Source organism: Promicromonospora noduliphila (assembly GCF_056951025.1).
Window position 1 is genome coordinate 3694393 of record NZ_CM167806.1, and the last position, 26530, is coordinate 3720922.

At 73.5% G+C, this 26530-nt stretch carries 24 protein-coding genes; 12 read left to right on the forward strand and 12 right to left on the reverse strand.

The genetic code is table 11. The features are described from left to right. Positions 1-303 precede the first annotated feature (303 nt). Positions 304-1101 carry a DNA-formamidopyrimidine glycosylase family protein gene (locus AC0QU1_RS16235; RefSeq protein ID WP_483570694.1) on the forward strand — a complete coding sequence of 266 codons (798 nt, stop codon included), beginning with the start codon at positions 304-306 and terminating at the stop codon, positions 1099-1101. A 105-nt stretch (positions 1102-1206) separates the two neighbouring features. On the opposite strand, the gene AC0QU1_RS16240 is transcribed toward AC0QU1_RS16235, so the two are convergent. From AC0QU1_RS16240 to pgsA, 3 genes are all read right to left on the reverse strand, one after another. After that, entirely contained in the window at positions 1207-1560 is a 354-nt protein-coding gene (locus AC0QU1_RS16240) for a helix-turn-helix domain-containing protein (RefSeq protein WP_483570696.1), read from the reverse strand. A gap of 247 nt (positions 1561-1807) precedes the next feature. Next, a complete protein-coding gene (locus tag AC0QU1_RS16245) occupies positions 1808-2329 on the reverse strand; it encodes a CinA family protein (RefSeq protein WP_483570698.1) in 522 nt (173 codons plus the stop codon). Beyond that, positions 2326-2916 carry a CDP-diacylglycerol--glycerol-3-phosphate 3-phosphatidyltransferase gene (pgsA, locus tag AC0QU1_RS16250; RefSeq protein ID WP_483570699.1) on the reverse strand — a complete coding sequence of 197 codons (591 nt, stop codon included), beginning with the start codon at positions 2914-2916 and terminating at the stop codon, positions 2326-2328. The genes AC0QU1_RS16245 and pgsA overlap by 4 nt, the downstream gene beginning before the upstream one ends. A 92-nt stretch (positions 2917-3008) precedes the next feature. Between pgsA and AC0QU1_RS16255 the strand changes: the two genes are divergently transcribed. Beyond that, positions 3009-4268 (forward strand): CapA family protein, encoded by a 1260-nt coding sequence (locus tag AC0QU1_RS16255; RefSeq protein WP_483570701.1) that lies wholly within the window; start codon positions 3009-3011, stop codon positions 4266-4268. Between the two features lie 129 nt (positions 4269-4397). On the opposite strand, the gene AC0QU1_RS16260 is transcribed toward AC0QU1_RS16255, so the two are convergent. Beyond that, positions 4398-7022: an FtsK/SpoIIIE family DNA translocase gene (locus tag AC0QU1_RS16260; protein ID WP_483570702.1), complete on the reverse strand. Its 2625-nt coding sequence runs from the start codon at positions 7020-7022 to the stop codon at positions 4398-4400. Between the two features lie 389 nt (positions 7023-7411). Next, positions 7412-7822 carry a hypothetical protein gene (locus AC0QU1_RS16265; protein ID WP_483570704.1) on the reverse strand — a complete coding sequence of 137 codons (411 nt, stop codon included), beginning with the start codon at positions 7820-7822 and terminating at the stop codon, positions 7412-7414. A 94-nt stretch (positions 7823-7916) separates the two neighbouring features. On the opposite strand from AC0QU1_RS16265, the gene AC0QU1_RS16270 reads away from it, so the two are divergent. Further along, positions 7917-8504 (forward strand): TetR/AcrR family transcriptional regulator, encoded by a 588-nt coding sequence (locus tag AC0QU1_RS16270; RefSeq protein WP_483570706.1) that lies wholly within the window; start codon positions 7917-7919, stop codon positions 8502-8504. A 16-nt stretch (positions 8505-8520) separates the two neighbouring features. Here the strand turns inward: AC0QU1_RS16270 and add are convergent, their stop codons facing one another. Further along, entirely contained in the window at positions 8521-9573 is a 1053-nt protein-coding gene (add, locus tag AC0QU1_RS16275; RefSeq protein ID WP_483570708.1) for an adenosine deaminase, read from the reverse strand. Positions 9574-9630: 57 nt separating this feature from the next. On the opposite strand from add, the gene AC0QU1_RS16280 reads away from it, so the two are divergent. Both AC0QU1_RS16280 and AC0QU1_RS16285 read left to right on the forward strand, forming a co-directional pair. Beyond that, positions 9631-11478 (forward strand): HSP90 family protein, encoded by a 1848-nt coding sequence (locus AC0QU1_RS16280; RefSeq protein ID WP_483570709.1) that lies wholly within the window; start codon positions 9631-9633, stop codon positions 11476-11478. Beyond that, entirely contained in the window at positions 11475-13742 is a 2268-nt protein-coding gene (locus AC0QU1_RS16285) for a hypothetical protein (RefSeq protein ID WP_483570710.1), read from the forward strand. The genes AC0QU1_RS16280 and AC0QU1_RS16285 overlap by 4 nt, the downstream gene beginning before the upstream one ends. Before the next feature lie 65 nt (positions 13743-13807). On the opposite strand, the gene AC0QU1_RS16290 is transcribed toward AC0QU1_RS16285, so the two are convergent. The 4 genes from AC0QU1_RS16290 to rraA form a co-directional block, all read right to left on the reverse strand. After that, the gene (locus tag AC0QU1_RS16290) at positions 13808-14464 is read right to left on the reverse strand and encodes a DUF998 domain-containing protein (RefSeq protein WP_483570712.1); all 657 of its coding nucleotides are present in this window, start codon (positions 14462-14464) and stop codon (positions 13808-13810) included. Positions 14465-14612: 148 nt separating this feature from the next. Further along, positions 14613-16298, reverse strand: a complete 1686-nt coding sequence (locus AC0QU1_RS16295) for a ribonuclease J (RefSeq protein ID WP_483570713.1) — start codon at positions 16296-16298, stop codon at positions 14613-14615. A gap of 34 nt (positions 16299-16332) precedes the next feature. Continuing rightward, positions 16333-17310 (reverse strand): 4-hydroxy-tetrahydrodipicolinate synthase, encoded by a 978-nt coding sequence (dapA, locus tag AC0QU1_RS16300; protein WP_483570714.1) that lies wholly within the window; start codon positions 17308-17310, stop codon positions 16333-16335. Between the two features lie 98 nt (positions 17311-17408). Next, positions 17409-17873 carry a ribonuclease E activity regulator RraA gene (gene rraA / locus AC0QU1_RS16305; protein ID WP_483570715.1) on the reverse strand — a complete coding sequence of 155 codons (465 nt, stop codon included), beginning with the start codon at positions 17871-17873 and terminating at the stop codon, positions 17409-17411. A gap of 130 nt (positions 17874-18003) precedes the next feature. Between rraA and AC0QU1_RS16310 the strand changes: the two genes are divergently transcribed. From AC0QU1_RS16310 to AC0QU1_RS16335, 6 genes are all read left to right on the forward strand, one after another. After that, on the forward strand, positions 18004-19476 hold the full coding sequence (locus AC0QU1_RS16310; protein ID WP_483570716.1) for an NAD-dependent succinate-semialdehyde dehydrogenase: 1473 nt from the start codon (positions 18004-18006) through the stop codon (positions 19474-19476). 131 nt (positions 19477-19607) lie between these two features. Next, complete coding sequence (locus AC0QU1_RS16315) at positions 19608-20459, forward strand: AzlC family ABC transporter permease (RefSeq protein WP_483570717.1); 852 nt, start codon at positions 19608-19610, stop codon at positions 20457-20459. Next, positions 20456-20776: an AzlD domain-containing protein gene (locus AC0QU1_RS16320; protein ID WP_483570718.1), complete on the forward strand. Its 321-nt coding sequence runs from the start codon at positions 20456-20458 to the stop codon at positions 20774-20776. The genes AC0QU1_RS16315 and AC0QU1_RS16320 overlap by 4 nt, the downstream gene beginning before the upstream one ends. Positions 20777-20831: 55 nt before the next feature. Then, positions 20832-21335 carry a GNAT family N-acetyltransferase gene (locus tag AC0QU1_RS16325; RefSeq protein WP_483570719.1) on the forward strand — a complete coding sequence of 168 codons (504 nt, stop codon included), beginning with the start codon at positions 20832-20834 and terminating at the stop codon, positions 21333-21335. 148 nt (positions 21336-21483) lie between these two features. Continuing rightward, the gene (locus AC0QU1_RS16330; RefSeq protein WP_483570720.1) at positions 21484-21951 is read left to right on the forward strand and encodes a hypothetical protein; all 468 of its coding nucleotides are present in this window, start codon (positions 21484-21486) and stop codon (positions 21949-21951) included. A 217-nt stretch (positions 21952-22168) separates the two neighbouring features. Further along, positions 22169-23467, forward strand: a complete 1299-nt coding sequence (locus AC0QU1_RS16335) for an MFS transporter (RefSeq protein ID WP_483570722.1) — start codon at positions 22169-22171, stop codon at positions 23465-23467. Positions 23468-23494: 27 nt separating this feature from the next. On the opposite strand, the gene AC0QU1_RS16340 is transcribed toward AC0QU1_RS16335, so the two are convergent. Continuing rightward, positions 23495-23908: a nitroreductase/quinone reductase family protein gene (locus AC0QU1_RS16340; protein WP_483570724.1), complete on the reverse strand. Its 414-nt coding sequence runs from the start codon at positions 23906-23908 to the stop codon at positions 23495-23497. A 177-nt stretch (positions 23909-24085) separates the two neighbouring features. On the opposite strand from AC0QU1_RS16340, the gene AC0QU1_RS16345 reads away from it, so the two are divergent. Continuing rightward, entirely contained in the window at positions 24086-24709 is a 624-nt protein-coding gene (locus AC0QU1_RS16345; protein ID WP_483570726.1) for a TetR/AcrR family transcriptional regulator, read from the forward strand. A 44-nt stretch (positions 24710-24753) separates the two neighbouring features. On the opposite strand, the gene AC0QU1_RS16350 is transcribed toward AC0QU1_RS16345, so the two are convergent. After that, positions 24754-26316, reverse strand: a complete 1563-nt coding sequence (locus tag AC0QU1_RS16350; protein WP_483570728.1) for an MFS transporter — start codon at positions 26314-26316, stop codon at positions 24754-24756. Positions 26317-26530 lie beyond the last annotated feature (214 nt).

Sequence of the window (26530 nt, forward strand, 5' to 3'; positions counted from 1 at the left end):
CGAGCCTGGCTACGGTCCTGGTACTGCGCGGGTCGGCGGGGGCGGTCGGCGAGTCAGGGTCTCTCCCCAGGTCAGCGGCTACGACGGTCATTGGACAAGGGTCGTCGAGCGGCCGCCCGAAAGCCATCGGGTCTACCCCCGGGCGCACCCCCGAATCTGACTGGGGGCAACCCCTGAGCCGTTGCCGCGTGCCGCGAGGGCCGGCCGGCACCCGCACCACTTCCCCTGGGTGATATGCCCGTTGCGCACGGTTCCCGGATCGACGCTCCCACTACGCTGAACTCCACGACGAGGGGAGCATTCGTGCCAGAGGGCGATGTACTGCGCCTCACCGCCGAGCGCCTCACGGCAGCGCTGCGCGGCCTGCCGCTCGTCCGCGCGGAGCTGCGCTGGCCCAGCGCCGGGGCGGCGAACCTGATCGGCGCCACCGCGCTCGAGACCCGCGCGTACGGCAAGCACCTGTTCACCCGCCTCGACGACGGCCGCACCCTGCACACGCACCTGCGCATGGAAGGCCTCTGGAAGGTCCACCGCACGGGCTCCCGCGACGCGTCGGCCCGGCACCCCGCCATCCGCGCCGTGCTCGCGACGGACGCCTGGACCGCCACCGGCTGGCACCTCGGGATGCTCGACCTGCTGCGCACGCACGACGAGCACCGTGTGCTCAGCGGCCTGGGCCCCGACGTGCTCGGTGCCGACTTCCCCACCACCGGCCTGCCCGACGGCGCCGCGCGCCTCGTCAGGGAGCCGGGGCGCCCGCTGTGCGCGGCGCTGCTGGACCAGCGCACGGTCGCGGGCCTCGGCACCATCTGGATGGCCGAGTCGCTGTTCGCCCGACGCCTGTGGCCGTGGACGCCGGCCGGCTCGCTGTCCCTTCGCGAGCGCGACGACCTGCTCCGCACGGCCCGCCGGCTGATGGAGCGCAGCGTCGCCGTCGGCCGTGCCCGCGGCATGGGCGCCGTCGAGCTGCACGTGCACGGGCGGGCCGGGCGGCCGTGCCACCGGTGCGGCACTCCGATCAGCGTCGGCTCGGCGAACGAGAAGCCCTACGAGCGCCCCGTGTTCTGGTGCACGTCGTGCCAGGCCCCCGAGCCGGGCTAGGACTGCGGCAAAGACAGGCCGAGGGCGGGACAGCCGCTGCTGTCCCGCCCTCGCTCCGTCAGGCCGCTGCCCCTTCGGGCTGCGGGTCTACCTCAGGCCAAGCACTCAGCCGACCGGCGCCAGGTCCGACTGATCGACCTCCCGCCGCGCCGCGGTCCGGTCGCCTCCCCTGGCCAGCAGCCCGGCGACGAAGTCCGCCGGGATCGTGTCGGGGATCTGGAATCCTTCGGCGACCGCCACGCGGTCGCTCACTTCACGCAGCACCAAGGACAGCGGCACGTCGAGCGCCTCGCAGATGGAGCCGAGCAGCTCGGACGACGCCTCCTTCTGACCGCGCTCCACCTCACTGAGGTAACCCAGCGACACTCGTGCCGCCGACGACACCTCGCGCAGGGTGCGCCCCTGACGCTGCCGCGTATCGCGCAGCACGTCTCCGATTTCTCGCCGTAGTACGACCATCTCGCGCCCCCTCTCAGTGCCTGTCCCTGACCTCACGCCCTGCCCCACCTGGACCGGACGCACCTTGCGTGTCGTGCGTCCTCCGTGAACGGGGTTCGTTCTACCGTACCCCGCCCCCGAAGGGTTCTTACGCCGGCCCCGGGTGGTCGGCCTGTTCGTGATCACACCGGGACCAACGCTGCTGATATGAGCCTTGTTCCCGAAGTGCGTTCGCGTCAAGCCCTGTGCAAGATTAAGCCAAGAAGTTTCACTTGTCTGTAACTTCAGGAAACATCGTAGGGTCAGCGTCGTCTTTTTCACCCAACGGCTCGCTGACGAGCAGCAACGCCAGCTCCAGCACCCCACGGGCGGCTTCGCCCCTCACCTGGGACCGATCGCCGTCGAGGTCCAGCCGGTGCACCTCGGACGCTACCGGGGTGCTCACTGCGACGAATACCACACCCGGCTCTTGACCATCCTGCGGTTCCGGCCCGGCGACACCAGTCGTGGCGAGGCCCACAGCGGCACCCGTCGCCGCGCGCACGCCGGCCGCCATCTGCGCGGCCACCGCCTCGTCGACGGCGCCGCGTTCGGCGAGCAGCTCGGCGTCCACGCCGAGCAGGCCCGCCTTCAGGTCGGTCGCGTACGCGACGATGCCGCCGCGCAGCACCTTGGACGCGCCGGGGACCGACACGAGCGCGGCCGTGACGAGCCCGCCGGTGAGCGACTCGGCCACCCCGATGGTCCACCCCCGCGCCGCCGCAGCGGCCAGCAGGCGGGACGCCGTCATGCGCTCGACGCCTCGGCCCGCGCGTCCCGGCGGATCTTCCAGCCCTGGTACACGTACTCGATCCCCGTCACGACCGTCAGGACGAACGCCGCCATCAGCACGACCCAGGCGATCACCGTGAGCCACTCGAGGCCCTCGCGCGGCAGGAGGAACAGCGGGATCGCCACGGTCTGCAGCACGGTCTTGAGCTTGCCGCCCCGCGACGCCGGCATCACCTCGTACTTGAGCATGCCCATGCGCATGAACGTGATGCCGAGCTCACGCACCAGGATCACCACCGGGATCCACCACGGCAGCTCGCCGAGCGGGACCCAGAGCAGGATCAGCGCGGTGCCGACGAGCAGCTTGTCCGCTATCGGGTCCAGCAGCTTGCCCAGGTCGGTGATGAGGCCGCGCGACCGGGCGAGGTAGCCGTCCACACGGTCGGACACGGCGGCGGCCACGAAGATCGCCGTGGCCACGAGACGCCACATGGTGTCGTCACCGCCCTCGGCGAGGAGCGCCCAGGCGAAGAAGGGGACCATCACGATGCGGATCATCGTCACGACGTTCGCGATGTTCCACGGTGACGGTGCATCGTTGGCCATGGCTCAAGCCTAACGGCGGTTCACCCGCACCCGGACCGCCCGGCACGGCATGCCGGTTCGCCGCCACGGCCGACCGGCCATACGATCCCGACGTGACCACTGCCCGCGCCCTGCGGCTCCTCGCGTCCGCGGCGCTGTCCTGCGCTCTCGTCACCGCCACGGCGGGCTGCACGCTCAACCCCTCCCCGGCCCCTGCGGCAACCCCCAGCAGCTCCGGCGCGGCGAGCCCGACCGCGGCGCCGCCCGGCGACGCCGCCCCCGACCCGCTGGAGCAGGACGCCGAGTTCACGCTGCTGGCCGGCGGCGACGTCCTGCCCCATGAACCGCTCAACGACTCGGCGACCGGACCCGACGGTATCGACTACTCGCCGCTGCTGGCGGGCATCGATCCCTGGGTCGCCGGCGCGGATCTCGCCCTGTGCCACCTCGAGGTCCCGATCGCGCCGCCGGGTGTGCCGCCGTCGGGCTACCCGGTGTTCCGCGCGCCCCGAGAGGTCGTCCGCGACCTGGACGAACAGGGCTGGGACGGCTGCTCGACGGCGTCCAACCACGCGGCCGACGCCGGCTACGACGGCCTCGCGGCGGCCCTGGACGCGCTCGACCGGGCCGGGATGGGCCATGTCGGGACCGCGCGCGACCGACGCGAGTCGCTCAGGCCCCAGTACTACGAGCTGCGCCGGAGCGGCCGGACCGTCACGGTCGCCCACCTGGCGGCGACCTACGGGCTGAACGGGTACACCCCGCCCCGTGGCGACTGGTCGATCGACCTCATCGACACCGAGCGGATCGTGCGGCAGGCCAGGGCGGCCAGGGCGGCAGGCGCGGACCTCGTGGTGGTGAGCCTGCACGACGGCTACGAGTACGTCACGGAGCCCACCCCGCACCAGCGGGACACGACCGAGGCCCTGGCCCGCTCCCGGCAGGTCGACCTCGTGATCGGCCACCACGCCCACGTCCCGCAGCCGCTCGCCCGCCTGCGCGGCGGCCCGGCGGGCAGCGGGATGTGGGTGGCCTACGGCCTGGGCAACCTCATCTCCAACCAGGGCCCGGACTGCTGCGTCCTGCCGACCACCGTCGGGCTCATGCTGGTCGCGGACATCAAGCAGGCGCCCGGCGGCCCCACCCGGGTCACGGGCGTCCGCTGGGCGGCGACCACCGTCGACCTGGCGGCCGGGCACCGGCTGCGCAGCACGCGCCACGCGCTCGCCCACCCGGGGGACGGGCAGCTCAGCGTCGCCGAGCTGCAGGAGCGCCTCCGGATCGCACAGGACAGCGCCGGGAACGCCGCGCGCGAGCAGGGCATGCCGCCCCGGCCCACGGGCGAGCCGCCCCGCGTGGTCCCGCGGAGCTGAGCGCAGCGCGACCGGAGAGCCCGGCGGAGGCACCGGCCGGGCGTCGACGGCGCCACCCCGCGCGCCACGAGTCGACGGCGGCGCCGCACCGCCGTCGGCACATCGCCGCCGTCACGCATCCGGCGTCGGTCAGCGCACCGCCTCGGCGTCGTCGTGGTAGTCCGTGGCGACCGGCGGCAGGTGGCCGTCCGTTCCCTCGCCGTACCGGTCGTCGGCCGGGTACGCCGCGCCTGACCCGCCGTCGTCGGACGCGTCGTCATCCGCCGCCTGGTCGAAGACGCGGGCGGGCTGCTCGCCGCGGATGAGCGCGAGCGCCGAGGGCAGGTCGTCGGCGGACACGAGCACGTCGCGCGCCTTGGAGCCCTCCGACGGCCCCACGATCTCGCGGGACTCCAGGAGGTCCATGAGCCGCCCCGCCTTGGCGAAGCCCACGCGCAGCTTACGCTGCAGCATCGACGTGGACCCGAACTGCGTGGTGACCACGAGCTCCGTGGCCTGCAGCAGCAGGTCGAGGTCGTCGCCGATGTCCTCGTCCACCTGCTTCTTGGCCGCAGCGGGCGCCGCGACGTCCTCCCGGTACACCGGCTTGAGCTGAGCCTTCACGTGCTCGACGACCTGGTGCACCTCGGACTCGGTGACCCACGCGCCCTGGACGCGCATCGGCTTGGCCGCGCCCATCGGCAGGAACAGGGCGTCGCCCTGGCCGATGAGCTTCTCCGCACCGGGCTGGTCCAGGACCACGCGCGAGTCGGCGAGAGAGGACGTCGCGAACGCGAGCCGCGAGGGCACGTTCGCCTTGATCAGGCCGGTCACGACGTCGACGGACGGGCGCTGCGTGGCCAGCACGAGGTGGATGCCCGCGGCGCGCGCGAGCTGCGTGATGCGCTGGATCGAGGCCTCGACGTCGCGCGGGGCGACCATCATGAGGTCGGCGAGCTCGTCGACCACCACGAGCAGGTACGGGTACGGCGCGATCTTGCGCTCCGAACCTTGCAGCGGCTTGACCTTGCCGGCCCGCACGGCGCTGTTGAAGTCGTCGATGTGCTTGTAGCCGAACGTCGCCAGGTCGTCGTACCGCGCGTCCATCTCGCGCACCACCCAGTCGAGGGCCTCTGCGGCCTTCTTCGGGCTGGTGATGATCGGCGTGATGAGGTGCGGGATGCCCTCGTAGATCGTAAGCTCCACGCGCTTGGGGTCCACCAGGATGAGACGCACCTGCTCGGGCGTCGAGCGCATCAGGATCGAGGTGATCATCGAGTTGATGAAGCTCGACTTACCGGCGCCCGTGGCACCCGCCACCAGGATGTGCGGCATCTTGGCGAGGTTGGCCACCACGTAACCGCCCTCGACGTCCTTGCCAACGCCCATCACCATCGGGTGCTCGGTGCGGCGCGCGGCGCCCGAGCGCAGCACATCGCCCAGCACTACGGTCTCGCGGTCGGTGTTGGGGATCTCGATACCGATCGCGGACTTGCCCGGGATGGGCGACAGGATGCGCACGTCGGCGCTGGCCACCGCGTAGGCGATGTTGTTGGACAGCGACGTGATGCGCTCGACCTTCGTCTTGGCGCCCACCTCGACCTCGTAGCGGGTCACCGTCGGGCCGCGGCTGAAGCCCGTGACCTTCGCGTCGACGCCGAACTGCTCGAACACGCCGGTCAGCGACTCGACCACCCGGTCGTTGGCGGCGGACCGCGCCTTGTGCGGCGGGCCCTGCACGAGCAGCTCCTCGTCGGGCAGCAGGTAGACCGTGTCGCCCTCCAGCATGGGCTGCACGCCCCGCGGCATCGGCTCGCCCGGCCGCGGCGGCTTGGGCCCGTCCTCCTTGGCCGACGCCGGCTCGCCGTCCGGCCCGAGGACGCCCGGGCCGATGGCGGGTGCCCCGGTGACCTTGCCCGCGGACTCACTGGTGGGGATGCGCTGGGTGGTGAGCTTGCCGGCCTTGGCGGCGCGCGCGGCAGCCTCCACCTCCGCCGCCTTCTCGAAGGCCTCGTCGCCCACGAACCCGCCCAGGCGCTCCTTCTCTGCGGCGATCTCCTGCTTGGTCCGGCGCCTGCGGCGCTTGGTGGCGACCGGCGAGCCGTCGTGCGCGGAGACCCCCTCGGCCAGCGCGAGGCCGTCCTCGGTCGTGGCGTCCGGCTCGCGGTGGTTGCCGGTGAGCCGGTCGTACACCCCGCGCAGGCGCGCGGGGATCCGGTGCACGGGCGTCGCCGTGACGATGAGGACGCCGAAGAACCCGGCCAGCACGTACAGCGGGATCGCGAACCACTGGGTCAGGCCGGTGACGACGGGGGTGGCGAAGAGGAAGCCGATCACGCCTCCGGCGTCCTGCACGGGGGTGAAGCCGTCGGCGGGCGAGGGCAGGTCGGCGCTGATGTGCACGAGGGAGCAGGTGGCGACCACCAGGAAGCTGAGCCCGATCGCCACCCGGCCGTTCTGCTGGGCCCGCTCGGGATGGCGCATGATGCGGAACGCGAGCCAGATCAACAGCACCGGCAGCGCCACGCCCGCGATGCCGAACGTGCCGGCGACCACCGCGTGCACGCCGTCGCCGAACGGGCCGTCGATGCCCCACCACTCGCGCGCGGCGACGATCACCGCAGCGGCGAGGAGTGCGAAGCCGACGCCGTCGCGCCGGTGGTCCGGTTCCAGTTCCTGCCCTCCCTGCTGCTCCGCGCTCTGCGCGCCCCCTTCGGACGTGTCCGGCGCCGCCCGCGTCCCGGCCCGGGCCGCGCCGCCGACGGCGTGCGCCATGCCCATCCACAGCCCGCGGACCGCGCGGACCGGCCACGGCGGGCGGGACGGTGCCGACGCAGCCGTCGGCGCCGGGCGAGCGTTCCCCCGGCGCTGAGTCGATCGCTTCGACGCTGCGGCCTTGGGCCTGGCGCTCTTCGCGCCCTGCCCGGAGCCCTTCCCGGAACCTCGCCGGGCCGACGTGCGGGTCGCCATGATGTCGCCACCGTATCCGGCGACGACGGCCCGGCCCAAGACCTCTCGCGGTGTGTCCTGGACCGGGCCGTCGTCCGGTTTGCCGAATTCCTGGCCGGGGCGGGGCGCCCGATTGCCGACTTCACGGCCGTAGCCGGCGGCCGGCCGGGCGGAACGCATGCTCCGGCCGGAGCGGAACGCATGCTCCGGCCGGATCAGGCCGTGAGCAGCCCGATCGCCAGCATCACCACGCCGGCACCAAGGGCCACGGCGCCGGCCGGGATCAGCACGACCGCGCGGTTCGGGGTGGTGCGCCCCTCCCCCATCGCGGAGAAGAAGAACCCTGCGGGCATGAGGATCGCCGCCCACAGCACCCCGGTGGCGGCGAGCCAGTGTGCGAACCCGGTCAGGTTCGTCGTCTCCGTCAGCAGCACGCTGAGCAGGCCGAGGATCACCAGCACGCCCGCGTGGGCATGGCCCGCCCGGAAGAAGCTCTTCTGCAGGTCGGTCGTCACCAGCCGGCCGCCGAAGACCCGGAGCAGGAAGAACCCGCCCGACTCGATCCCGACGACGGTCAGCAGCACTATGCCCGCTGTGATGCGGGCCGGGTCCGAGAGTTCGAGCACGACGTCCTCCTGTGCGGCTTGGTCACCCGTTGTTTCATAACAGTGTTATCAAACAACGTTCGCAAACTCCCGTCAAGCCTCTTAGACTCACCGCATGGCACGACCGAGACTGCACGACGACGCTCTGCGCACCCGGCTCTTCGAGGTCACCTCCCGCGTGATCTCGTCCGACGGCGACGGCGCCGTCACGGTGCGGAAGGTCGCCGCGGCGGCGGGGACCAGCGCGTCGGCGGTCTACGCGCTCTTCGGCTCGCGGGAGGCACTGATCGAGGCGGTCAGCAGCGAGGGGTTCCGGCGGTTCGCCGAGCACCTCGCCGCGGCCGGCCGCAGCGCCGACCCGATGGCGGACCTGCGCGCCCTCGGCGTCGCCTACCGGGCGTTCGCCCTGGCGGACCCGCACTTCTACCGCGTCATGTTCTACCGCGGCGTGACACCGGCGGACGGCGACCCGGCGTCGTCGGTCGACAGCCCGACCTTCCGCGTGCTGCACGACGCCGTGGCCCGGGTGCTCGACGGCGCGCCGCCCGAGCACGTGCTGAGCGCCGCGATCGGGCTGTGGGGGCTGGTGCACGGGCTGGTGTCGCTCGAGCTCGCCGGGCTGCTGCCGGGCGACGAGAGCGCGCGCGAGGCCGCGTTCGCCCAGGCCGGGCGGACGGTCGCGGCGGCGCTGCTCAGCCGCTGACGGCGGCCCGCCGTCGTCAGGCGCGCCAGGCCTCGACCTCGGCCAGGTAGCCGGAAACCCGCTCCGGAGGCAGGAACGACCCCGTGAACGACGCCGCCGCGAGCGCCGCCCGCTGGTCCCTGGTGAGGCCGAAGGCCGCCGTGACGGCGTCGTCGACGTCGTCGACGTACGCGCCGAAGTACGGCGGGTCGTCGGAGTTGATGCTCACGAGCATGCCCGCCTCGACCATCGTGGGCAGCGGGTGCTCCGCGAGGGTCGGGACCGCGCGCAGCCGCGCGTTCGAGACGGGGCAGACGGTGAACGGGACCCGCTCGGCCACGACGCGCGCGACGAGATCGGCGTCCTGGACCACGGCGATGCCGTGGTCGATCCGCTCGGCGTGCAGCAGGTCGAGCGCCTCGCGCACGTTCGAGGCGGGGCCTTCCTCGCCCGCGTGCGCGGTGCGGCGCAGCCCCGCCGCCTCGGCTCGCGCGAACACGCCGGCGAACGGGCCGGCGGGGTAGCCGATCTCCGCCGAGTCCAGTCCCACGCCCACGATCGGTGCCCGCATGGCGAGGAGCCGCTCCAGGACGTCGAGCGCGTCCGCGCTGTCCCTGTCGCGGTGGAAGGCCGCGATGAGGAGGGTCGAGATGCCGAGCTCGGTCTCGCTGCGCTCCAGGACGCCGGCGATGCCGCCCACCACGGCGTCGAGCGGCACGTCGCGCGCGAGGTGCGCCTGCGGGTCGAAGCTGATCTCCGCGTGCCGCACGCCCGCCCGGGCCGCCCGCGCCAGGTAGGCGCGGGTCAGGTCGGCGAAGTCGGCCTCGGTGCGCAGCACCGCCATGTTCGCGGTGTACAGGTCGAGGAACGACTGGAGGTCCTCGAACTCGTAGGCGGCCCGCAGGCTCGCGGGGTCGGGGTACGGCAGCCGGACGCCGTTGCGGGCCGCCAGCTCGAACGCGAGGTCCGGTTCCAGCGTGCCCTCGATGTGCACGTGCAGCTCGGCCCGGGGCGGGCGCTCCGTCCGGGGGCGCTCGGTCCGGGGGTCTTCGGTCCGGGACGGGGGCGACGACGGCGGGAGAGCGGTCATGGGTGCAGGCTACTTTGCTGGGGAGTGTCGGACAGCGCCGCTAGCATCGCGCCCACGATGACGACGCAAGAGACCTCGGCGGTTTCGCCGCACACGTTCCAGGTCGACCTCCGCGGGCTGGTCGACCTGTTGTCCCAGCACCTGTACGCCAGCCCGCGCGTCTACGTGCGCGAGCTGCTCCAGAACGGTGTCGACGCGATCACCGCGCGGCGCGCTATCGACCCGGCGGCCCCCGGCACGGTGCGCCTGCACGCCACGGGCACTGCGCTGCGGATCACCGACTCCGGCATCGGCCTGAGCGAGCCAGAGGTGCACCAGCTCCTGGCCACGATCGGGCGCAGCTCCAAGCGGGACGGCCTCCAGGAGGCGCGCAAGGAGTTCCTCGGGCAGTTCGGTATCGGCCTGCTGGCCTGCTTCGTCGTGGCGGAGACCATCCGGGTGGTGAGCCGGTCGGCGCGCACGCCCGACGCGCTGCCCGTCGAGTGGGTCGCCCGCGGCGACGGTTCCTACACGGTCCGCACCCTGGAGCTGTCCGAGCACCCGGAGCCGGGGACGACCGTCCACCTCGCGGCCCGCCGCGGCAGCGAGCAGTGGTTCGAGGCGTCCACCGTGGCCGACCTGGCCGCCGACTTCGGGGCGCTCCTGCCCTACGACGTCCGCGTGGGCGACGAGCGGGTCACCGGGCAGCGGCCGCCGTGGGAGGCCGAGCACACGAGCCCGACCGCGCGGACCACCGCCCTGTCCGCATACTGCCAGGACGCGTTCGGCTTCGCACCGCTCGACTCGATCGAGCTCGACCTGCCGCTGGTCGGCATCCGCGGCGTCGCCTACGTGCTGCCCGGCGTCGTCAGCCCGGCGCAGCGCGGCGGGCACCGCGTGCACCTCAAGGGCATGCTGCTCACCGACCGGGCCGAGACCCTGCTGCCCGACTGGGCGTTCTTCGTGCGGTGCGTGCTGGACACCGACTCCCTGCGGCCGACGGCGAGCCGCGAGCAGCTCTACGAGGACGAGACGCTCGCGGCGGTCCGCGAGGCGCTCGGCGACCGCGTCCGGGGCTGGCTCGCACAGCTCGCGGCCACCTCGCCGGAGCGCCTGCGGCGCTTCCTGGCCGTCCACCACCTGGGCGTCAAGGCCCTCGCCCTGCACGACGACGAGGTGCTGCGCACCATGCTGCCCTGGTTGCCGTTCGAGACGTCCGAGGGTGAGCTCACGCTGGACGACCTCGCCCGGCGGCACCGGATCGTGCACTTCACGCGCACGGTCGACGAGTTCCGGCAGGTCTCGGCCATCGCCGCGGCGCAGGGCCTGGCCGTGGTCAACGGCGGGTACACGTACGACGCGGCGCTGGTCGAGGCGCTGCCGCAGGTCCGGCCGGAGGTGACCGTCGAGGAGCTCGACGCGTCCGTCGTGACCGCGCACCTCGACCACGTAGACCCGGCGGCCGAGCTCGCGCTCGCGCCGCTCCTTGCCACCGCCCGGGCCCGGCTCGACCCGCTGGACTGCGACGTCGCCGTGCGCGCGTTCCATCCGGCGTCGCTGGCCGCACTCCACCTGGACGACCGGTCCGCCCGGCACGAGCGCGCCCGGGCCGATGCCGAGAGCCAGGCCGACGACCTCTGGGCCGGCATCCTCGGCTCCCTGCGCGACGAGGCGCCCCGCGCCCGGCTCGTGCTGAACCACCTCAACCCGCTGGTCCGGCGCATCGCCGGGCTGCCGGACGCCGACCTGGTGGGGGTCGCCGTCGAGGCCCTGTACGGGCAGTCGCTGCTCCAGGCCCGGCGGCCGCTGCGGCCGGTGGACCAGGCCCTCGTGAACCGCGCGTTCGGCGAGCTGCTGGAATGGGCGGCGCCCACCCTGCCCGCCGCCCCCGACCAGCACGACGACCTCCGGGAGACCGACCGATGACCGAGATCACGGACCTCGCAACGCTCCGGGGTGCCATCTGGGAGAACAGCCAGCGTCCCTACGGCACGTCGAAGGCTGCGGTAGCGGAGAACATCCTCGACCGGGCGGCGCAGCTCGGGCCGGAGGCCGAGATCCCTGCGCTCTTCCACCTGATCAGCGCCTACGAGTTCAGCGCGGACCGGCACAAGCTGCTCGTCCCGTTCGCCCGGGCGCTGCGGCTGTGGGACGAGGACCCGAGCGTCTTCGACCCGGCGAGCACCCGCTCGCTGTTCTGGGACTTCAAGTGGGTGACGACGGGCATGCTCGACCTGCCCCAGGTGCCCCTGACGGCCATCGAGAACTGGCTCGGCGAGATGGACCGCCGCTACCGGCTGGCCGGACACACCGAGCGGGCCGTGCGGATGTCGGAGTTCTACATCGCCGACCACCTGGGCGACACCGAGCGGGCGCACCGGGCGTTCGAGGGCTGGCTGGCCGCCGAACGCGGCGAGCTGGCGGACTGCCACGCCTGCGAGACCGCAGGCCAGAGCGGGTTCTACGCCGACAGCGGCGACGACGCGAAGGCCGTCGAGCACTGGGCACCGGTCCTCGATGGCAGGCTGCGGTGCACGGAGGAGCCGCACCGTGCGCTGGCGCGGTCCCTCCTCCCCCTGGTCCGGCTGGGCCGGCTGGACGAGGCACGGGCGAACCACCTGCGCGGCTACCCCATGGTCAAGGGCTCGGAGAGCATGATGGCCTCGGTGGCCAAGCACATCGAGTTCTGCGCGCTGACGGGCAACGAGGCGCGCGGGCTCGAGCTCCTCGCCGACACTCCCGCCTACTTCCAGGCCGACGGCGAGCCAGAGCCCCACATGGGCTTCTACGCGGTGACCGCGCTCCTCATGGACCGGCTGGTCGCCCGCGGCCGCGGCGATCTCCGGGTCACCGGCCCCGCCGGGCGCGCGTGGACCGCCGCCGACCTCGCGGGACACGCCCGGGCCGAGGCCCTCGCTCTGGCCGGGCGATTCGACGCGCGCAACGGCACGACGGCGGTGAGCCAGCGGGTGCTGGCACGCCTGGACGCCGAGCCGCTGCTGGACCGCCTCCCGCTGGGGCTGCGCGCGGTGCTGCCGGGTGCTGTGCCTGACAGCGCGGTGCTGCCGGGTACCGCGCCCGCCGCCGAGCCTGGCGAGACCGTGTTGCCCGCCGACGTCCGGGAGGCCGTCGACAGGTACCACCGCGCCAAGGAGGCCGAGGACCCGGCTGGCATGCGGTCGGCGATGGCGGAGGCGATCGACCGAGCCGGCGACGCGGCGCCCTCCGGCTGGCGCGCGGCCGCCCACCTCCGGCTCGCCGAGCTGCTGGCCGCCGCCGACGACGCGCCCGGAGCCGTGCACCACGCGCTCGAGGCCGTGGCGTGGTCCGACCTGGTGGACCGGGCCTCCGCCGTCGTGCCGCGGATCCGGCTGGGCGGGTACCTCATGGCGGGCGACCGGCTGGCCGAGGCGGCGCCGGTGCTGGAGCAGGCCCTTGCCGATGTCGACCCGGCGCCAGAGGCCCACGGCGAGGGTGCTCTGGTGCAGGTGCGCTGGTGGCTCGGCGACTGCGCGATGGCACGCCAGGAGCCCGCAGAGGCGGCACGGCACTGGCTGGCCGCCGCGCAGGTCGCGCAGCACTGGTCCGAGCAGGCCGACCACGCGATGCTCGCCAACCTCGCGGCGGAGGCGCTGGACCGCGCGGGCGAGAGCTTGTCGGCGGAGCTGGCGTACGAGCGGGCGGCGGACCTGTGGGCCGAGATTGGCCAGGCGGCACGCCAGATCCGCGCTACCAGGGCGTGGGCGTGGGCCGTCCGGGACCGCGACGTCGCCGAGGCGGGCCGCATCATGACCGGCGCCACCCGCGCGTGCGAGGCGGCGCTGGCCGACACGACCGACCCCGACGAGCTCGCGGAGCTGCGGCCGGAGCTGCCCGAGACGCTCGCCCAGCACGCCAGGATCATCACCGACGAGGACGCGGAGACCTCACGCTTCCGCGGCCGCTACGACGGAGCCCTGGAGGAGGCCGGCGCCCTGGCGGACCGCGCCGAGTCCCTCCTGCGGGAGTCCGACGACGTCGCACGCTGGTGCAACACCGCCCTCCTGGCCGCCGAGCTGGCGATCGAGGCGGGCGGCACGGCCCGCGGGCTGGAGCTGGTCGCGGCCGTGGAGGCGAGGATCGACGGCGACGACGAGCTGGGCCGCTTCCGCGGTCACGCCGGCTGGATCCGCGACCAGGTCACCGCCTGACAGGTCACGGGCCGGGCTGGTCACGGCCCGACGGGTCACGGCCCGACCGGTCGCCGCTCGGCCGCTCAGCGCCGCGCCACGTCCGGGTGCGGTACCACGCGGTACAGCCGGAGCGACGCGAGGAGCAGCCAGACGAAGCCGACCACCACGGTCAGCCACAGCCCGGCCATGCCGGCGGGGCCCAGGGCGACACCGCCGAGGAAGCCCACGAGGATCACCGCGCCCGCCACCCGCGACCAGACCGCGTGGCTCCGTTCGCCCTGCCGGGCGAGCCACCCGCCGAGCAGGAACGCCGCGACCGCCACCGAGACGAACCCGACACCGCCGAACGCGAGGTGCAGGATGCCCGAGAGCCCCGGCGTCGTCGCGCCGTCCTGGCCGGGCGGGAAGCCGGGCATCGGGTCGGGCGGGAAGATCGCGCTCGCGATCATCGCCAGGCCGTAGATGCCGACCGACATCCCCGTGCCGCGCGCGCCCGCGCGGGTCAGGCCGACGCCCGCGACCACGACCATCAGGCCGCTCACGCCGAGGTTGGTCGTCTGCATCCAGCCGCCCTCGCCCAGCATGAGCGCGCTGAGCGGATGCTGCGTGAAGTCGAACCCCTCGCGGGTCAGCGCCAGGATCAGCCCGACCACCAGGTAGAACGGTCCGGCGACCACACCCCAGCCCAGCATCGACCGCGTCACCGCCGCAGCCGTGTCGAACTCCGTCTCCTGCGACATCCCATCCTCCAGAGCCGTCCGCCGGCCCGGTGCCGGCGCCCTACCCGGTAGACGACCAGCGCCCGAGAACTCAGCGCCCGGAAACCAGCCGACGAGCCCGGGTCTGCCGTGGTCAGTATGTCGCGGACGCGGCGGCGGCGATACGTCCTCAGGCCTCGACCACCACCGGCACGATCATCGGCTTGCGCCGCAGCCGGGTGGCCACGTACCGACCGATCGTGCGCCGCATGATCTGCTGGAGCTGGTGCGTGTCGGTGGCCCCGCCGGCGATCGCGTTCTCCAGCGCCGCGGTGACCTCCGGCATCACGGTGTCGAACACCGAGGCGTCCTCGGCCATGCCGCGCGCCAGGATCTGCGGGGGCGCGAGCACCTTGCCCGTCGCGGTGTCGATCACCGCGAAGACGGACACGAAGCCCTCCTCGCCCAGGATCACGCGGTCCTTGAGCTCTGCGTCGGTGATCTCGCCGACCGACGAGCCGTCGACGTAGACGTACCCACAGGGCACGGCGCCGACCACCGAGGCCTTGCCGTCCACGAGGTCCACCACGACGCCGTCCTCGGCGAGCACCACGCGGTCGGCCGGCACGCCGGTGCGGACCGCGAGCGCCCCGTTGGCCACGAGGTGGCGCACCTCGCCGTGCACGGGCATGACGTTCTTGGGCTTGAGGATGTTGTAGCAGTACATGAGCTCGCCGGCCGAGGCGTGCCCCGACACGTGCACCTTGGCGTTGCCGCCGTGCACCACGCGCGCGCCGAGGCGGGTGAGCCCGTTGATGATGCGGAACACGGCGTTCTCGTTGCCCGGGATGAGCGACGACGCCAGGATCACGGTGTCGCCGTACTCGACCTGCACCTTGTGGTCGCCGTTGGCCATGCGTGAGAGCGCCGCCATCGGCTCGCCCTGCGAACCGGTGGACATGTAGACGATCTGGTCGTCGGGCACGTCGTCGGCCTTCTTCAGGTCGATCAGCACGCCGGGCGGCACGTCGAGGTAGCCGAGGTCGGCGGCGATGCCCATGTTGCGCACCATGGAGCGCCCCACGAGGGCGACGCGCCGCCCGTGCGCGTGCGCGGCGTTCAGCACCTGCTGCACGCGGTGCACGTGCGAGGAGAACGACGCGACGATGATCCGCTTGTCCGCGTGCGCGAACACGTTGTCCAGCACGGGGCCGATCTCGGCCTCCGGCGTCACGAACCCGGGGACCTCGGCGTTGGTGGAGTCCACCATGAAGAGGTCGACGCCCTTCTCACCGAGGCGCGCGAAGGCGCGCAGGTCGGTGATGCGGCCGTCCAGCGGGAGCTGGTCCATCTTGAAGTCGCCGGTGTGCAGCACGGTGCCCGCTGCGGTGGTCACGGCGACGGCGAGCGCGTCCGGGATGGAGTGGTTGACCGCGACGAACTCGCAGTCGAACACGCCGAGCTGCTCGCGCTGCCCCTCGCGCACCTCGAGGGTGTAGGGCTTGATGCGGTGCTCCTTGAGCTTCGCCTCGATGAACGCCAGCGTCAGGCGCGACCCGACCAGCGGGATGTCCGCCCGCAGGCGCAGCAGGTACGGCACGGCGCCGATGTGGTCCTCGTGGCCGTGCGTCAGCACGATCGCCTCGACGTCGTCGAGGCGGTCCTTGATGTAGTCGAAGTCCGGCAGGATCAGGTCCACGCCGGGCTGGTTGTCCTCGGGGAACAGCACGCCGCAGTCGATGACCAGCAGCTTTCCGGCATGTTCCAGGACCGCCATGTTGCGTCCCACCTCGCCGAGGCCGCCGAGGGCGACCACCCGCAGGCCGCCTTCGGGCAGCGCGGGGGGCAGGGACAGTTCAGGGTGAGGATGACTCACGTGGCCTCCAAGGCCTCGTTCCAACAGAAAAGTCTCAGTGCCCGACGGCGGAGCTCGCCTTCGCGAGCTCGCTCACCTCGGGCAGGTGTGCGGTGTCGTCGTCGCGCAGCAGGCCGGCCTCAGCCAGCGTCGCGCGCAGGGCGGCGACCTCGTCGTCCGTGGCGGCGACGTTCGGCAGGCGCAGGAAGCGGTTGTCCGTGACGCCGAGGAGCTCAAGCGCCGCCTTGACCATGACGGCCTGGGCGCCCGCGCCGTTCATCGCGTCGATGACGCCCGTCGTGGTGCGGAAGACCTCGATGGCTCCGGCGAGGTCGCCGGCGTCGAACCGGCGGACCGTCTCGGCGAAGTGCGCGCCGACGAGGTGAGCCGACACCGACACGATACCCGCACCGCCGACGCTCAGGAACGGCAGCAGCAGGCCGTCGTCGCCGGAGTACCAGGCCAGGCCCGTGCTCGCGGCGAGCTTGCCGCCGCTGTAGACGTCGCCGGTCGCGTCCTTGTTGGCGACGATCCGGTCGTGCTGCGCGAGGCGTGCGAACGTCTCGGGGGCGATGCGCACCCCGGCGCGCCCCGGGATGTCGTACAGCATCACGGGCAGGTCCGTCGCGTCCGCGACGGCCGTGAAGTGCTGGTACAGGCCCTCCTGGGTGGGCCGCGAGTAGTACGGGGAGACGACGAGCAGGCCGTCCGCGCCGGCTCCCGCGGCCTGTTCGGCCATGCGGATCGCGTGCACGGTGTCGTTCGAGCCGGCTCCGGCCACGACGGCGGCGCGGTCACCGACGGCCTCGACGACCGCCGCGACAAGCTCTTCCTTCTCCGGGGTGTGCGTGACCGGCGACTCGCCGGTGGTGCCGGACAGGACGAGGCCGTCGTTGCCGTCGTCGACCAGCTTCTTCGCCAGCTTCACCGCTGCCTTCAGGTCCACGACGCCGTCGGGCGTCATCGGGGTGACCATCGCGGTCAGGACCGCGCCGAACGGGCGCGCGGAGTCAGCGGGGAGAACCATAGGCATACCGTACCGTTTACGACCCGATCACCGGACGTGAGCCCGGCGACCCGCCGCGCGCCCCGACGCGCCGTCCGCAGCCGTCCGCCGGCCCCCGCCCCAGGTCAGCGCTCGACCAGGACGCCGTCCTCGTCCGCGTACACCAGCGCGCCCGGCCGGAACACGACGCCGCCGATCTCGACGGCCTCGTCCACCACGCCCGCACCCGCCTTGGACGACTTGCGCGGGTTGGTGCCCAGCGCCTTCACGCCGAGCCGCAGCCCGCCGATCGCCACCGAGTCGCGGATCGCGCCGTGGATGATCGCGCCCGCCCAGCCGTTCTCGACCGCCGCGGCGGCGATCAGGTCGCCCATCAGGGCGCTGCGCAGCGAGCCGCCGCCGTCGACCACCAGGACCGCGCCGTCGCCAGGGGTCTGCGTCACCGCCTTGACCAGACCGTTGTCCTCGTGGCACCGCACCGTGCGCACCGGCCCCGAGAAGGCGCGGACCCCGCCGAAGTCGCGGAGCTGCACGGGGAGCGAGGCCAGCGCCTCGCCGTGCTCGTCGTACAGGTCGGCCGTCGCGGTCATAGTGATCCCCCGTCTCGTTGGCGTGCGCCAGACGATACTCGGTCCCCGTACCGGGCCGCCGCGCGCCTGAGGACGCTTTCGCGCCTGTGGACAAGGCCCATCCGGTTGCGTGGGGATGGATACTCGGACTATGACGGCGACGATGCTCTCCCCCGCCCTCGTGGCACACCTTCCCACCGGCATCCTCGTCGGCGGGCACTGGGGCCCCGCCGCGGGCGGCGCCACGTTCGAGGTGACTGACCCGGCCACCGCCGAGGCGATCTTCGACGTCTCCGACGCCACCCCCGCCGACGCCGTGCGCGCGCTCGACGCGGCGCACGCCGCCGCCCCCGCCTGGCGCGCCGTGCCGCCCCGCGAGCGCTCCGAGCTGCTGCGCGCCGTCTTCGAGCGCATCGTCGCCCGCGCCGACGACGTGGCGGCCCTCATCACCGCCGAGGCCGGCAAGCCGCTGGCCGAGGCGCGCGCCGAGGTGGTCTACGGCGCCGAGTTCCTGCGCTGGTTCGCCGAGCAGACGGTGCGCGCCGACGGCCTGGTGCGCACGGCGCCGTCGGGCGGCAACAAGCAGTACGTGAGCCGCCGGCCCGTGGGACCGTCCCTGCTGATCACGCCGTGGAACTTTCCCATCGCGATGGCGACCCGCAAGATCGCCCCCGCGCTCGGCGCGGGGTGCACGGTGGTGATCAAGCCGTCGGAGCTCACGCCGATGACCACCCTGCTGGTCGCCGAGATCATCCGCTCGGAGGCCGAGTCCCGCGGCCTGCCGACGGGCATCGTCAACGTGGTCCCCACCACGCAGGCGGGCCCGGTCACCGGGCCGCTGTTCGACGACCCCCGGCTGCGCAAGGTCTCGTTCACCGGCTCCACCCGGGTGGGCCAGGTCCTGCTCACGCAGGCCTCGAAGAACGTGCTGCGCAGCTCGATGGAGCTGGGCGGCAACGCGCCGTTCGTCGTCTTCGAGGACGCCGACCTCGACGCCGCCGTCCAGGGCGCGCTCATCGCGAAGCTGCGCAACTCCGGCCAGTCGTGCGTGGCCGCCAACCGCTTCCTGGTGCACGACGCCGTCGCGCGCACCTTCGCGGAGAAGTTCGCCGCCGCGGTGGGCGAGCTGGTGACGGCGCCCGGCACGCAGCCGGGTGCCCAGGTGGGCCCGCTCATCAACGAGGCGGCGGTCGAGAAGGTGTCCGGCCTCGTGGACGACGCCGTCGCACACGGCGCGCAGGTGCTCACCGGCGGCTCGCGCCTGGACGGGCCCGGCCACTTCTTCGAGCCGACCGTGCTCACCGGGGTCGACGGCGACGCGCGGGTCGTCACGGAGGAGATCTTCGGCCCGGTCGCGCCCATCGTCGCCTTCGGCTCCGACGACGAGGCGTACGAGCTGGCCAACGGCACCCCGTTCGGCCTGGCCGCCTACGCGTACACGACGTCGCTCGCCCGGGCCCAGCGCGCCATGGACGAGATCGAGGCCGGGATGATCGGCATCAACCGCGGTCTGGTCTCCGATGCGAGCGCGCCGTTCGGCGGCGTCAAGGCCTCTGGCCTGGGGCGCGAGGGCGCCGAGGCCGGCATGGAGGAGTACCAGGAGACGGTGTACGTGGCGCTGTAGCTGGGCGGCGGACGCGGGGTCTGATGCACGCTGGGGACGCCGGTCCCGTGCGTTGCGGGCCCGGTTCGGGCGCCGTGTCCGGTCCGCGGGCGGGCGCCCGGTCGGTGGCCGCGACCCCGTAGCCTCGGACCGTGAAGGTCCTCCCCACCGATCCGGCGGCGCGGGCCGCCGTCCGCCAGGGTGTGAGCGTGTCCGTGGCGACCGGGCTGTACGGCGTCTCGTTCGGGGCGCTCTCGGTGGCCGCAGGCGTCGGTCTGGGCCCGACGATGGCGCTGAGCCTGCTCATGTTCTCGGGCGGCTCGCAGTTCGCCCTCGTCGGGGTGGTCGGCGCCGCCGGCACCCCGCTCGCCGCCATCGCCACAGCCACCCTGCTCGGCCTGCGCAACACCCTGTACGGCGCGGTGGTCTCGCCGCTGCTCCAGGTCCGCGGGTGGCGCCGGCTCGCCGCGGCGCAGGTCACCATCGACGAGTCGACGGCGGTCGCCGTCGCCCAGCCCGATCCCGCCGCGTCCCGTGTCGGGTTCTGGGTCACGGGGATCGGCGTCTTCGTGCTGTGGAACACGTTCGTGCTGCTGGGCGCGCTCGCGGGCGACGCGCTCGGCGACCCGCGCGCCTGGGGCCTGGACGCCGCGGCGGCCGCTGCGTTCCTCGCCCTCGTCTGGCCCCGGCTCGCACCCCGCCGCGCCCAGCTCGTGGCGGGGCTCGCCGTCGCGGCGACGGCCGCGCTGATCCCGTTCGTGCCGCCGGGCATCCCGGTGCTCGCGGCGGCGGCCGTCGCGATCGTCGTCGGCCTGGTCGCGCCGACGTCGTCCGGTGCCGCGGAGGACGAGGCCGCGCCCCCGGACCGGGACGATGCCGCGCCAAGGTCGTCCGGTCCCGCGGACGGGGACGACGCCCCGAAAGACGATGACGGCGGCGTGGACGACGGGGACGACGCCCCGGAAGGGTCCGGGCACGAGGCCGAGAGGGAATCCGTCCGATGACCACCGCCGCGCTCTGGACCACCGTGCTGGTCGCCTCGCTGGCCTGCTACGCGCTCAAGCTCGCCGGCCACCTCATCCCACGGTCGTGGCTCGCGTCCGAGCGCGTCTCGCGCGTCACCGCGCTCGTCACCGTGGCGCTGCTCGTCTCGCTCGTGGTGGTGCAGGGCTTCGCCGACGGCCGCACGCTGACCGTCGACGCGCGGGTGCCCGCCCTCGCCGTCGCCGCGCTCGCGCTCGCGCTGCGCGCCCCGTTCATCCTCGTCGTGGTGCTGGCGGCCGGCACGGCCGCGGGCCTGCGCGCGCTCGGCTGGGGCTGACGGCAGACCACTGCGCTCGACTTGGCCCTCGGCCCGCTGCGGTTAGGGTGGCGGTGTGGCTTTGTTTCGCGAGACCGCCGACGTGTCCGTCCGCCCCGCCGTCCCCGGTGACGAGTCGGCGGTGACCGACGTCCAGGTCGCCGCGTGGCGCGCGACCGGGGTGCTGGGCGAGGGCGTCATCGACGCGCTCGACGTCCCCACCATGCGGGAGCGCTGGTCGTCGGCGATCAGCTCGCCGCCGGGGCCGGGCTTCGGCGTGCTGGTCGCGCTCGACGGGCCGCGCATCGTCGGGTTCGCCGCCGTCGCCCCCGGGCAGGTGCTGTCGCTCGAGGTCCTGCCCGGCTCGCAACGCGGCGGGCACGGGTCGCGCCTCCTGGCGGCCGCCGTCGACCGCCTGCGCGCCGACGGTTCCGACACCGTCACCACCTGGGCCCTCGTGGACGACACGGCCCGAGCCGCGTTCCTCGAGGCCAGCGGGCTCGGCAAGGACGGCCGCACCCGCACGCTCGCGACGGGGGTACGCGAGATCGTCGAGCACCGCTGGTCGGCCCAGATCTGAGCCTGGCACGGCCAGGTCCGCCGCCTCCGACACGCAGGCGCTGTCAGGACCAGCGCGGCGCCGGCCGGACGCCGGGTTCAGCCGGTGAAACTCCAGGTTTCACGCCCGTGTGACAGTCCCGTGACACGGCCTTGCGACCATCGGCGTCATGGGGATCCGCACGGAGTACTTCGCCGCACCCACCGACGAGGTGGCAGCGACGGCGCTCCACACGCCTGGCGGGCCGTCCGCGCCCGACCAGAGCACCGACCTGCCGCGCTTCGACGCCGTGGCGGTGCCGTCCGTCGACCCGTTCGTCATGCTCGGCGGGCTCGCGGGCGTGCTCTCCGGCCGGCCGTACGGTGAGGTCACCGCGCACCCGCGGCACGGGACGCTCGTGTGCAGCGGGGGCGACGAGGGACCGTGGGTCGTGACGGTCTCGCAGACCCTCGCCGACGACCTCGCCTCGGCCGGCCCCACCCGGCTGGCGCGGGCGGCGCGCGAGTGGTCCGGCACCGCGACGCCGTCGGCTCCCCCGCAGAACCTCGCGGCGGCCCTGCTGCCGCTCGCGGCCCTCGCCGCCCGCGCGGCCGACGCCGGGCACGGGCTGTACTGCTGGACCAGCCTCACCGACTGAGCCGGAGGGTGCCGCGGGTTCAGCGGGCCGGCGAGCACCGGCTGGCCCTCAGGCACCGCGTCGGCGCCGAGGGTCGGAGGAAAGAGTTCCTCCCCAGGGTGGGTTGCTGTCCGTAGACACGGTCTACGGACAGCAACCCACCCTGGGGAGGAACTTGTCTTCCGGGACCCGCCGCCCGTCGACCCCGACCCCACCGCGGAGATGGTTCACTTGCCCGGTGACACGCGCCCGTAACCCGCTCTGGCGGACCCTTGTCGAGCTCCGCGGCAACCCTCGCGCCTGCGTGTGGACCGAGCCGCTGTGGGGCCTGTCCATGGCCCTGGTCCTGCCCTACGCCTCGGTGTTCATGCTGGCGCTGGGCCTGCACGACGCGCAGATCGGGTTCCTCGCGACCGTCGGGATGGTCTCCCAGGTCGCCTTCGGGCTGGCCGGCGGGATCATCACCGACCGGCTCGGGCGGCGCGCGACGACTGCATGGTTCGACGTGATCGCCTGGGTGATCCCGTGCCTGCTGTGGGCGTTCGCGGAGAACTTCTGGTTCTTCCTCGCCGCGTCGCTGGTGAACGGCGCCCTGCAGGTCACGCAGAACTCGTGGGACTGCCTCATGGTCGAGGACGCCGAGCGCGGCCAGATCACCCGGATCTACTCGCTGGTCAAGGTCGCGGCCGACTGCTCGGCGCTGTTCGCGCCGCTGGCCGCCGTCCTGGTGGCCCAGCTCGGCCTGGAGCCAGCGGTCCGCATCCTCTACATCAATGCGGCGGTCGTCATGACGGCGAAGATCGTCTGGCTCTACCTGTGGTCGAGGGAGACCCGGCAGGGCCGAGTCCGCATGGCCGCCACCCGCGGGCAGAGCGTGTGGCGCCTCCTGGCCGGGTACCGCGGGGCGCTCGGGCTGCTGCTGCGCTCGCGCGGGTCGCTCCTCGCGCTGGCCGTGGCAGCGCTGACCGCGGCGGTCACGCTCGTCAACGGCACGTTCTGGCAGGTGGTGGCCAGCCAGCACCTGCACGTACCGGATGCGCTGCTGCCCTTCTTCCCGATGGTCCGCTCGGTGCTGTCGGTGGTCTTCTTCTTCACGCTCATCCCGCTCCTGACCACCGCCGTCGACCTGAGGCGCGCCACGCTGTGGGGGTTCGGGATCCACCTCGCCGGCCAGGTCACGCTGGTCGCCATCCCCGCGTCCGACGGCGCCGCGACGCCGTCCACGTACGCGTTCCTGGGCCTGTGCCTGCTGCTGGACAGCTTCGGCGCGGGCATGCTGTTCATGCTCTCGGAGTCGCTCGTCGCGCTGCACGTGGACGAGGCCGAGCGCTCGCGCGTGATGGCGATCCAGCGCACGTGCATCATGCTCGCCGCCGCGCCGTTCGGCTGGATCTCCGGCTGGCTGTCCGGGATCGACCGCACCTACCCGTTCATGCTCACCTCTGTGCTGCTCGTCGTCGGCTTCGTGCTGGCGACGGTGCGCTGGGTGCCGACGCACCCGGACGTGGACGCCATGCTGACGTCCGACCCGGCCTGACCCGATGCCCCCCGGTGCGGGCGCCGGTCAGTCCAGGAACGTCACCTCGACCAGCCGGGTCCGGCGCACCCAGTCCTCCAGGTCCACCGGCTGGGCCAGCTGGCCGGGGTTGGCGGGCTGGTTCAGGTCGGCGACGATCTCGGACAGCACCGCGCGCCGCTCCGGCTCCTCGGTGACCGGCCGCGCCGTGGCACGCAGGTCCGCCCGCACGCCGTGCTTGACGTGGAAGGTGAAGGCCGGCTCGGCCACCAGGTTGACGTACCAGCTCGGCCGGTCGACCGTACCGCTGCACAGGTAGGTGCGCCCGGCCACGTGGTAGAAGAAGATCTCGATCCGGCGGGGCAGGCCGGTGCGCCGGCCCGTCGTGGTGATGTCGACGGTCCGCTGCCGGCTCGAGGCGGCCGGGGTGATCTCGATGGCCCGTCGCACGGCGTCGTCCATCACGCGGCCTCGCTCTCGTTCCTGACGCCGGTGACGACGACCGTCTTGTTCTCGAATCGCTGCACAGGTGAGGCCTTTCGCTAGTTGTGAGTCCCTTGACTCACCTCTCGCTCAGAGTATGCGCGGCGTAGAGGTGAGTCAAGCGACTCACCTCACAGCCTGAGGCATGATGGGCCCATGGCGACCGGCACCGGCACGTACCACCAGCAGCTCGCGGAGCAGAAGCGCGCGGCGATCATCGCCGCCGCCACCAGCCTGTTCCTGGCGGGCGGCTACGCCGGCACGTCGCTGGCCCGGGTGGCCGAGGCCGCGGAGGTGTCCAAGGCCACGCTGTTCAAGCAGTTCCCCACCAAGGCGAGCCTGTTCGAGGCGATGGTCAAGGAGCACTGGAACCCGGACGACGACGAGCTCCCCGAGCCGGCGTCCGGCGACCTCGCCGCCGGGCTGGCCGAGTACGGGCGCCGGTACGCCGCCCTGATGTCCCGGCCGGAGATGGTGGGCCTGTACCGCATCGTCATCGCCGAGATGCCGCGCTTCCCTGGGCTCGCCGAGACCCACTTCGACGTCGGCAAGATGCCGTTCTTCGACGCGGTGCGGCGGTATCTCGCCGCCGAGCACGACGCCGGGTCCGCACGCGTCGAGGACCCGGTGGTCGCCACCACCCAGTTCATGGGGATGATCTCGAGCTTCACGTTCTGGCCCCGCCTCACCGTGGTCGGCTGGAACCCCACCGACGCCGAGACGGCCCGCGCCGTCGACGACGCCGTCGCCACGATGGTCGCGCGCTACGGCGTCCGCTAGCCCCCGCGAGAGAGCCAGGCGGCGCCCATAGCCGCGGGGGGCGATCAGCCGGACCGGACGGTGAGACGCCGAGCCTGACGCGTCGGACGCCGGCCGCCGAGGTGCCGGCGCACCTCCCGGTGAGCCGCCCGCCGCGGCGGCACAGGGTGCTCCTGCAGTGGGTGCCGGGTAAGCCGAACCGGGTTCGGCCGGGGCGGGAACCCGCGAACCGGACGACGCCGAACAACGGAACCCGGTGCCGCCGCGGAACGGTACGCCGCCCGGACCGCGCCGGCGGCGATCGTGACCAGGACGACCGCCCCGCCCGCGACCAGGGCGCCGCGCACGCCCATCAGCTCCATCAGGAGGCCGAGCAGCGGCGGGCCCGCCAGGCCCCACGCCGTGCTCGCGCTGCGCCAGACCCCCAGCACCCGGCCGCGCATGGCGGCCGGCGGGTCGGTCTGGAGCACCGTCGCGCCCGCGGTGTCCGAGAGCGACTCCACCACGGCCAGGGGCGCGACGACGACCAGCAGCAGGGCGAACGTCGGCGACAGCCCGGCGAACACCTGGAGCAGCGCCCCTGTCGCGGCGAGCAGGGCCACCAGCCGCACGGTCGGACGGCGGAGCCGGTCGGCGAGGAACGCGCCGACGATGCCGCCGACGGCCAGCACCGCGGCCACGGCGGCGAAGTCCTGCGTCGTGCCGGCGAGGGCACCCGTGACGAGCACGGCGAGGGTCAGCGAGTAGTTGCGCCCGAAGAGCGTGCTCACCGCGGTGACGGCCAGGAGCGTGACGAGGCGGGGGCGGCTGCAGAAGTACCGGACGCCGTCGAGCGAACCCGCTCGCGGCCCGGCCGGCTCCGTGGGCTCGGGCGGGATCGCCGCCGGGACGGGTTCCACCGCCTCCAACGGCCGGCCGTCGCCCGCGTGCCGCGGGTACGGCCGGAGGAACGGCACGAGCGCGGCGACCGCCACGAACGAGAGACCGTTGGCCAGGTAGGCGGCGGCAGGCCCGGTGAGCGCGACGACGCCGCCCGCGGCGCCGACGCCCGCCAGCCGGCCCACGCTGTGGGTCACGGAGCCGAGGCCGATCGCGGAGGGCACGTCGCCGGGCGCGACGAGGTCGTTGCCCAGCAGCGAGGTTGCCGGACCGTCCACGGCCGCCACGAGACCGGTGACCGCAGAGAGCGCCAGCAGGAGCGGCAGGCTGAGGGCGTCGAGCCCGACGAGCAGCGCGGTCGCCAGCGCGATGGCGCCGAGCGCCGCCTGGCTCGCTGCGACCACCGCCTTGCGGGGCCACCGGTCCACGACGGCGCCGCCGGCGACGCCGAAGAGCAGGCCCGGGGCGGCCTGGACGGCCAGCGAGAGCCCTGTCGCGGCCGGGGAGTCGGTGACCTCCAGGACCAGCAAGTTCTGGACGGTCATCTGCATCCAGGTCCCGGCGCTGGAGACCAGGTTGGCGCCGGTCCACCAGCGCATAGCGGGGTGGCGCAGGGCCCGCCACGGCGAACGTCCGGAGTCGTTCCTGGCGGCGCGCGCGGCGGGTGTCTCGGCGGGCAGGGAGTCGGCGGGTACGGAGTCAATGCTCGACGCACGCGGGCGCGCGCGGAGAAAGGCAGGGGGAAGCACGGGAACTCTCGGTCAGGGGGACACCGCTCAGCCGGCATCGCTGACCGCGGCGGCGACAATTCAAACAACCGGCTCGGGGTGCGCTCCACCCCGTTGGCCCGATCGTGAGCAAGGTCGCAGGTGCCTTCCGATCCGGCGACGCCAAGCCCGCACGTCTTGCCCGACGCCGCAGCTCGCGTACGACGCCGCAGGCCCCGCTCGATGCTGCAAGCGC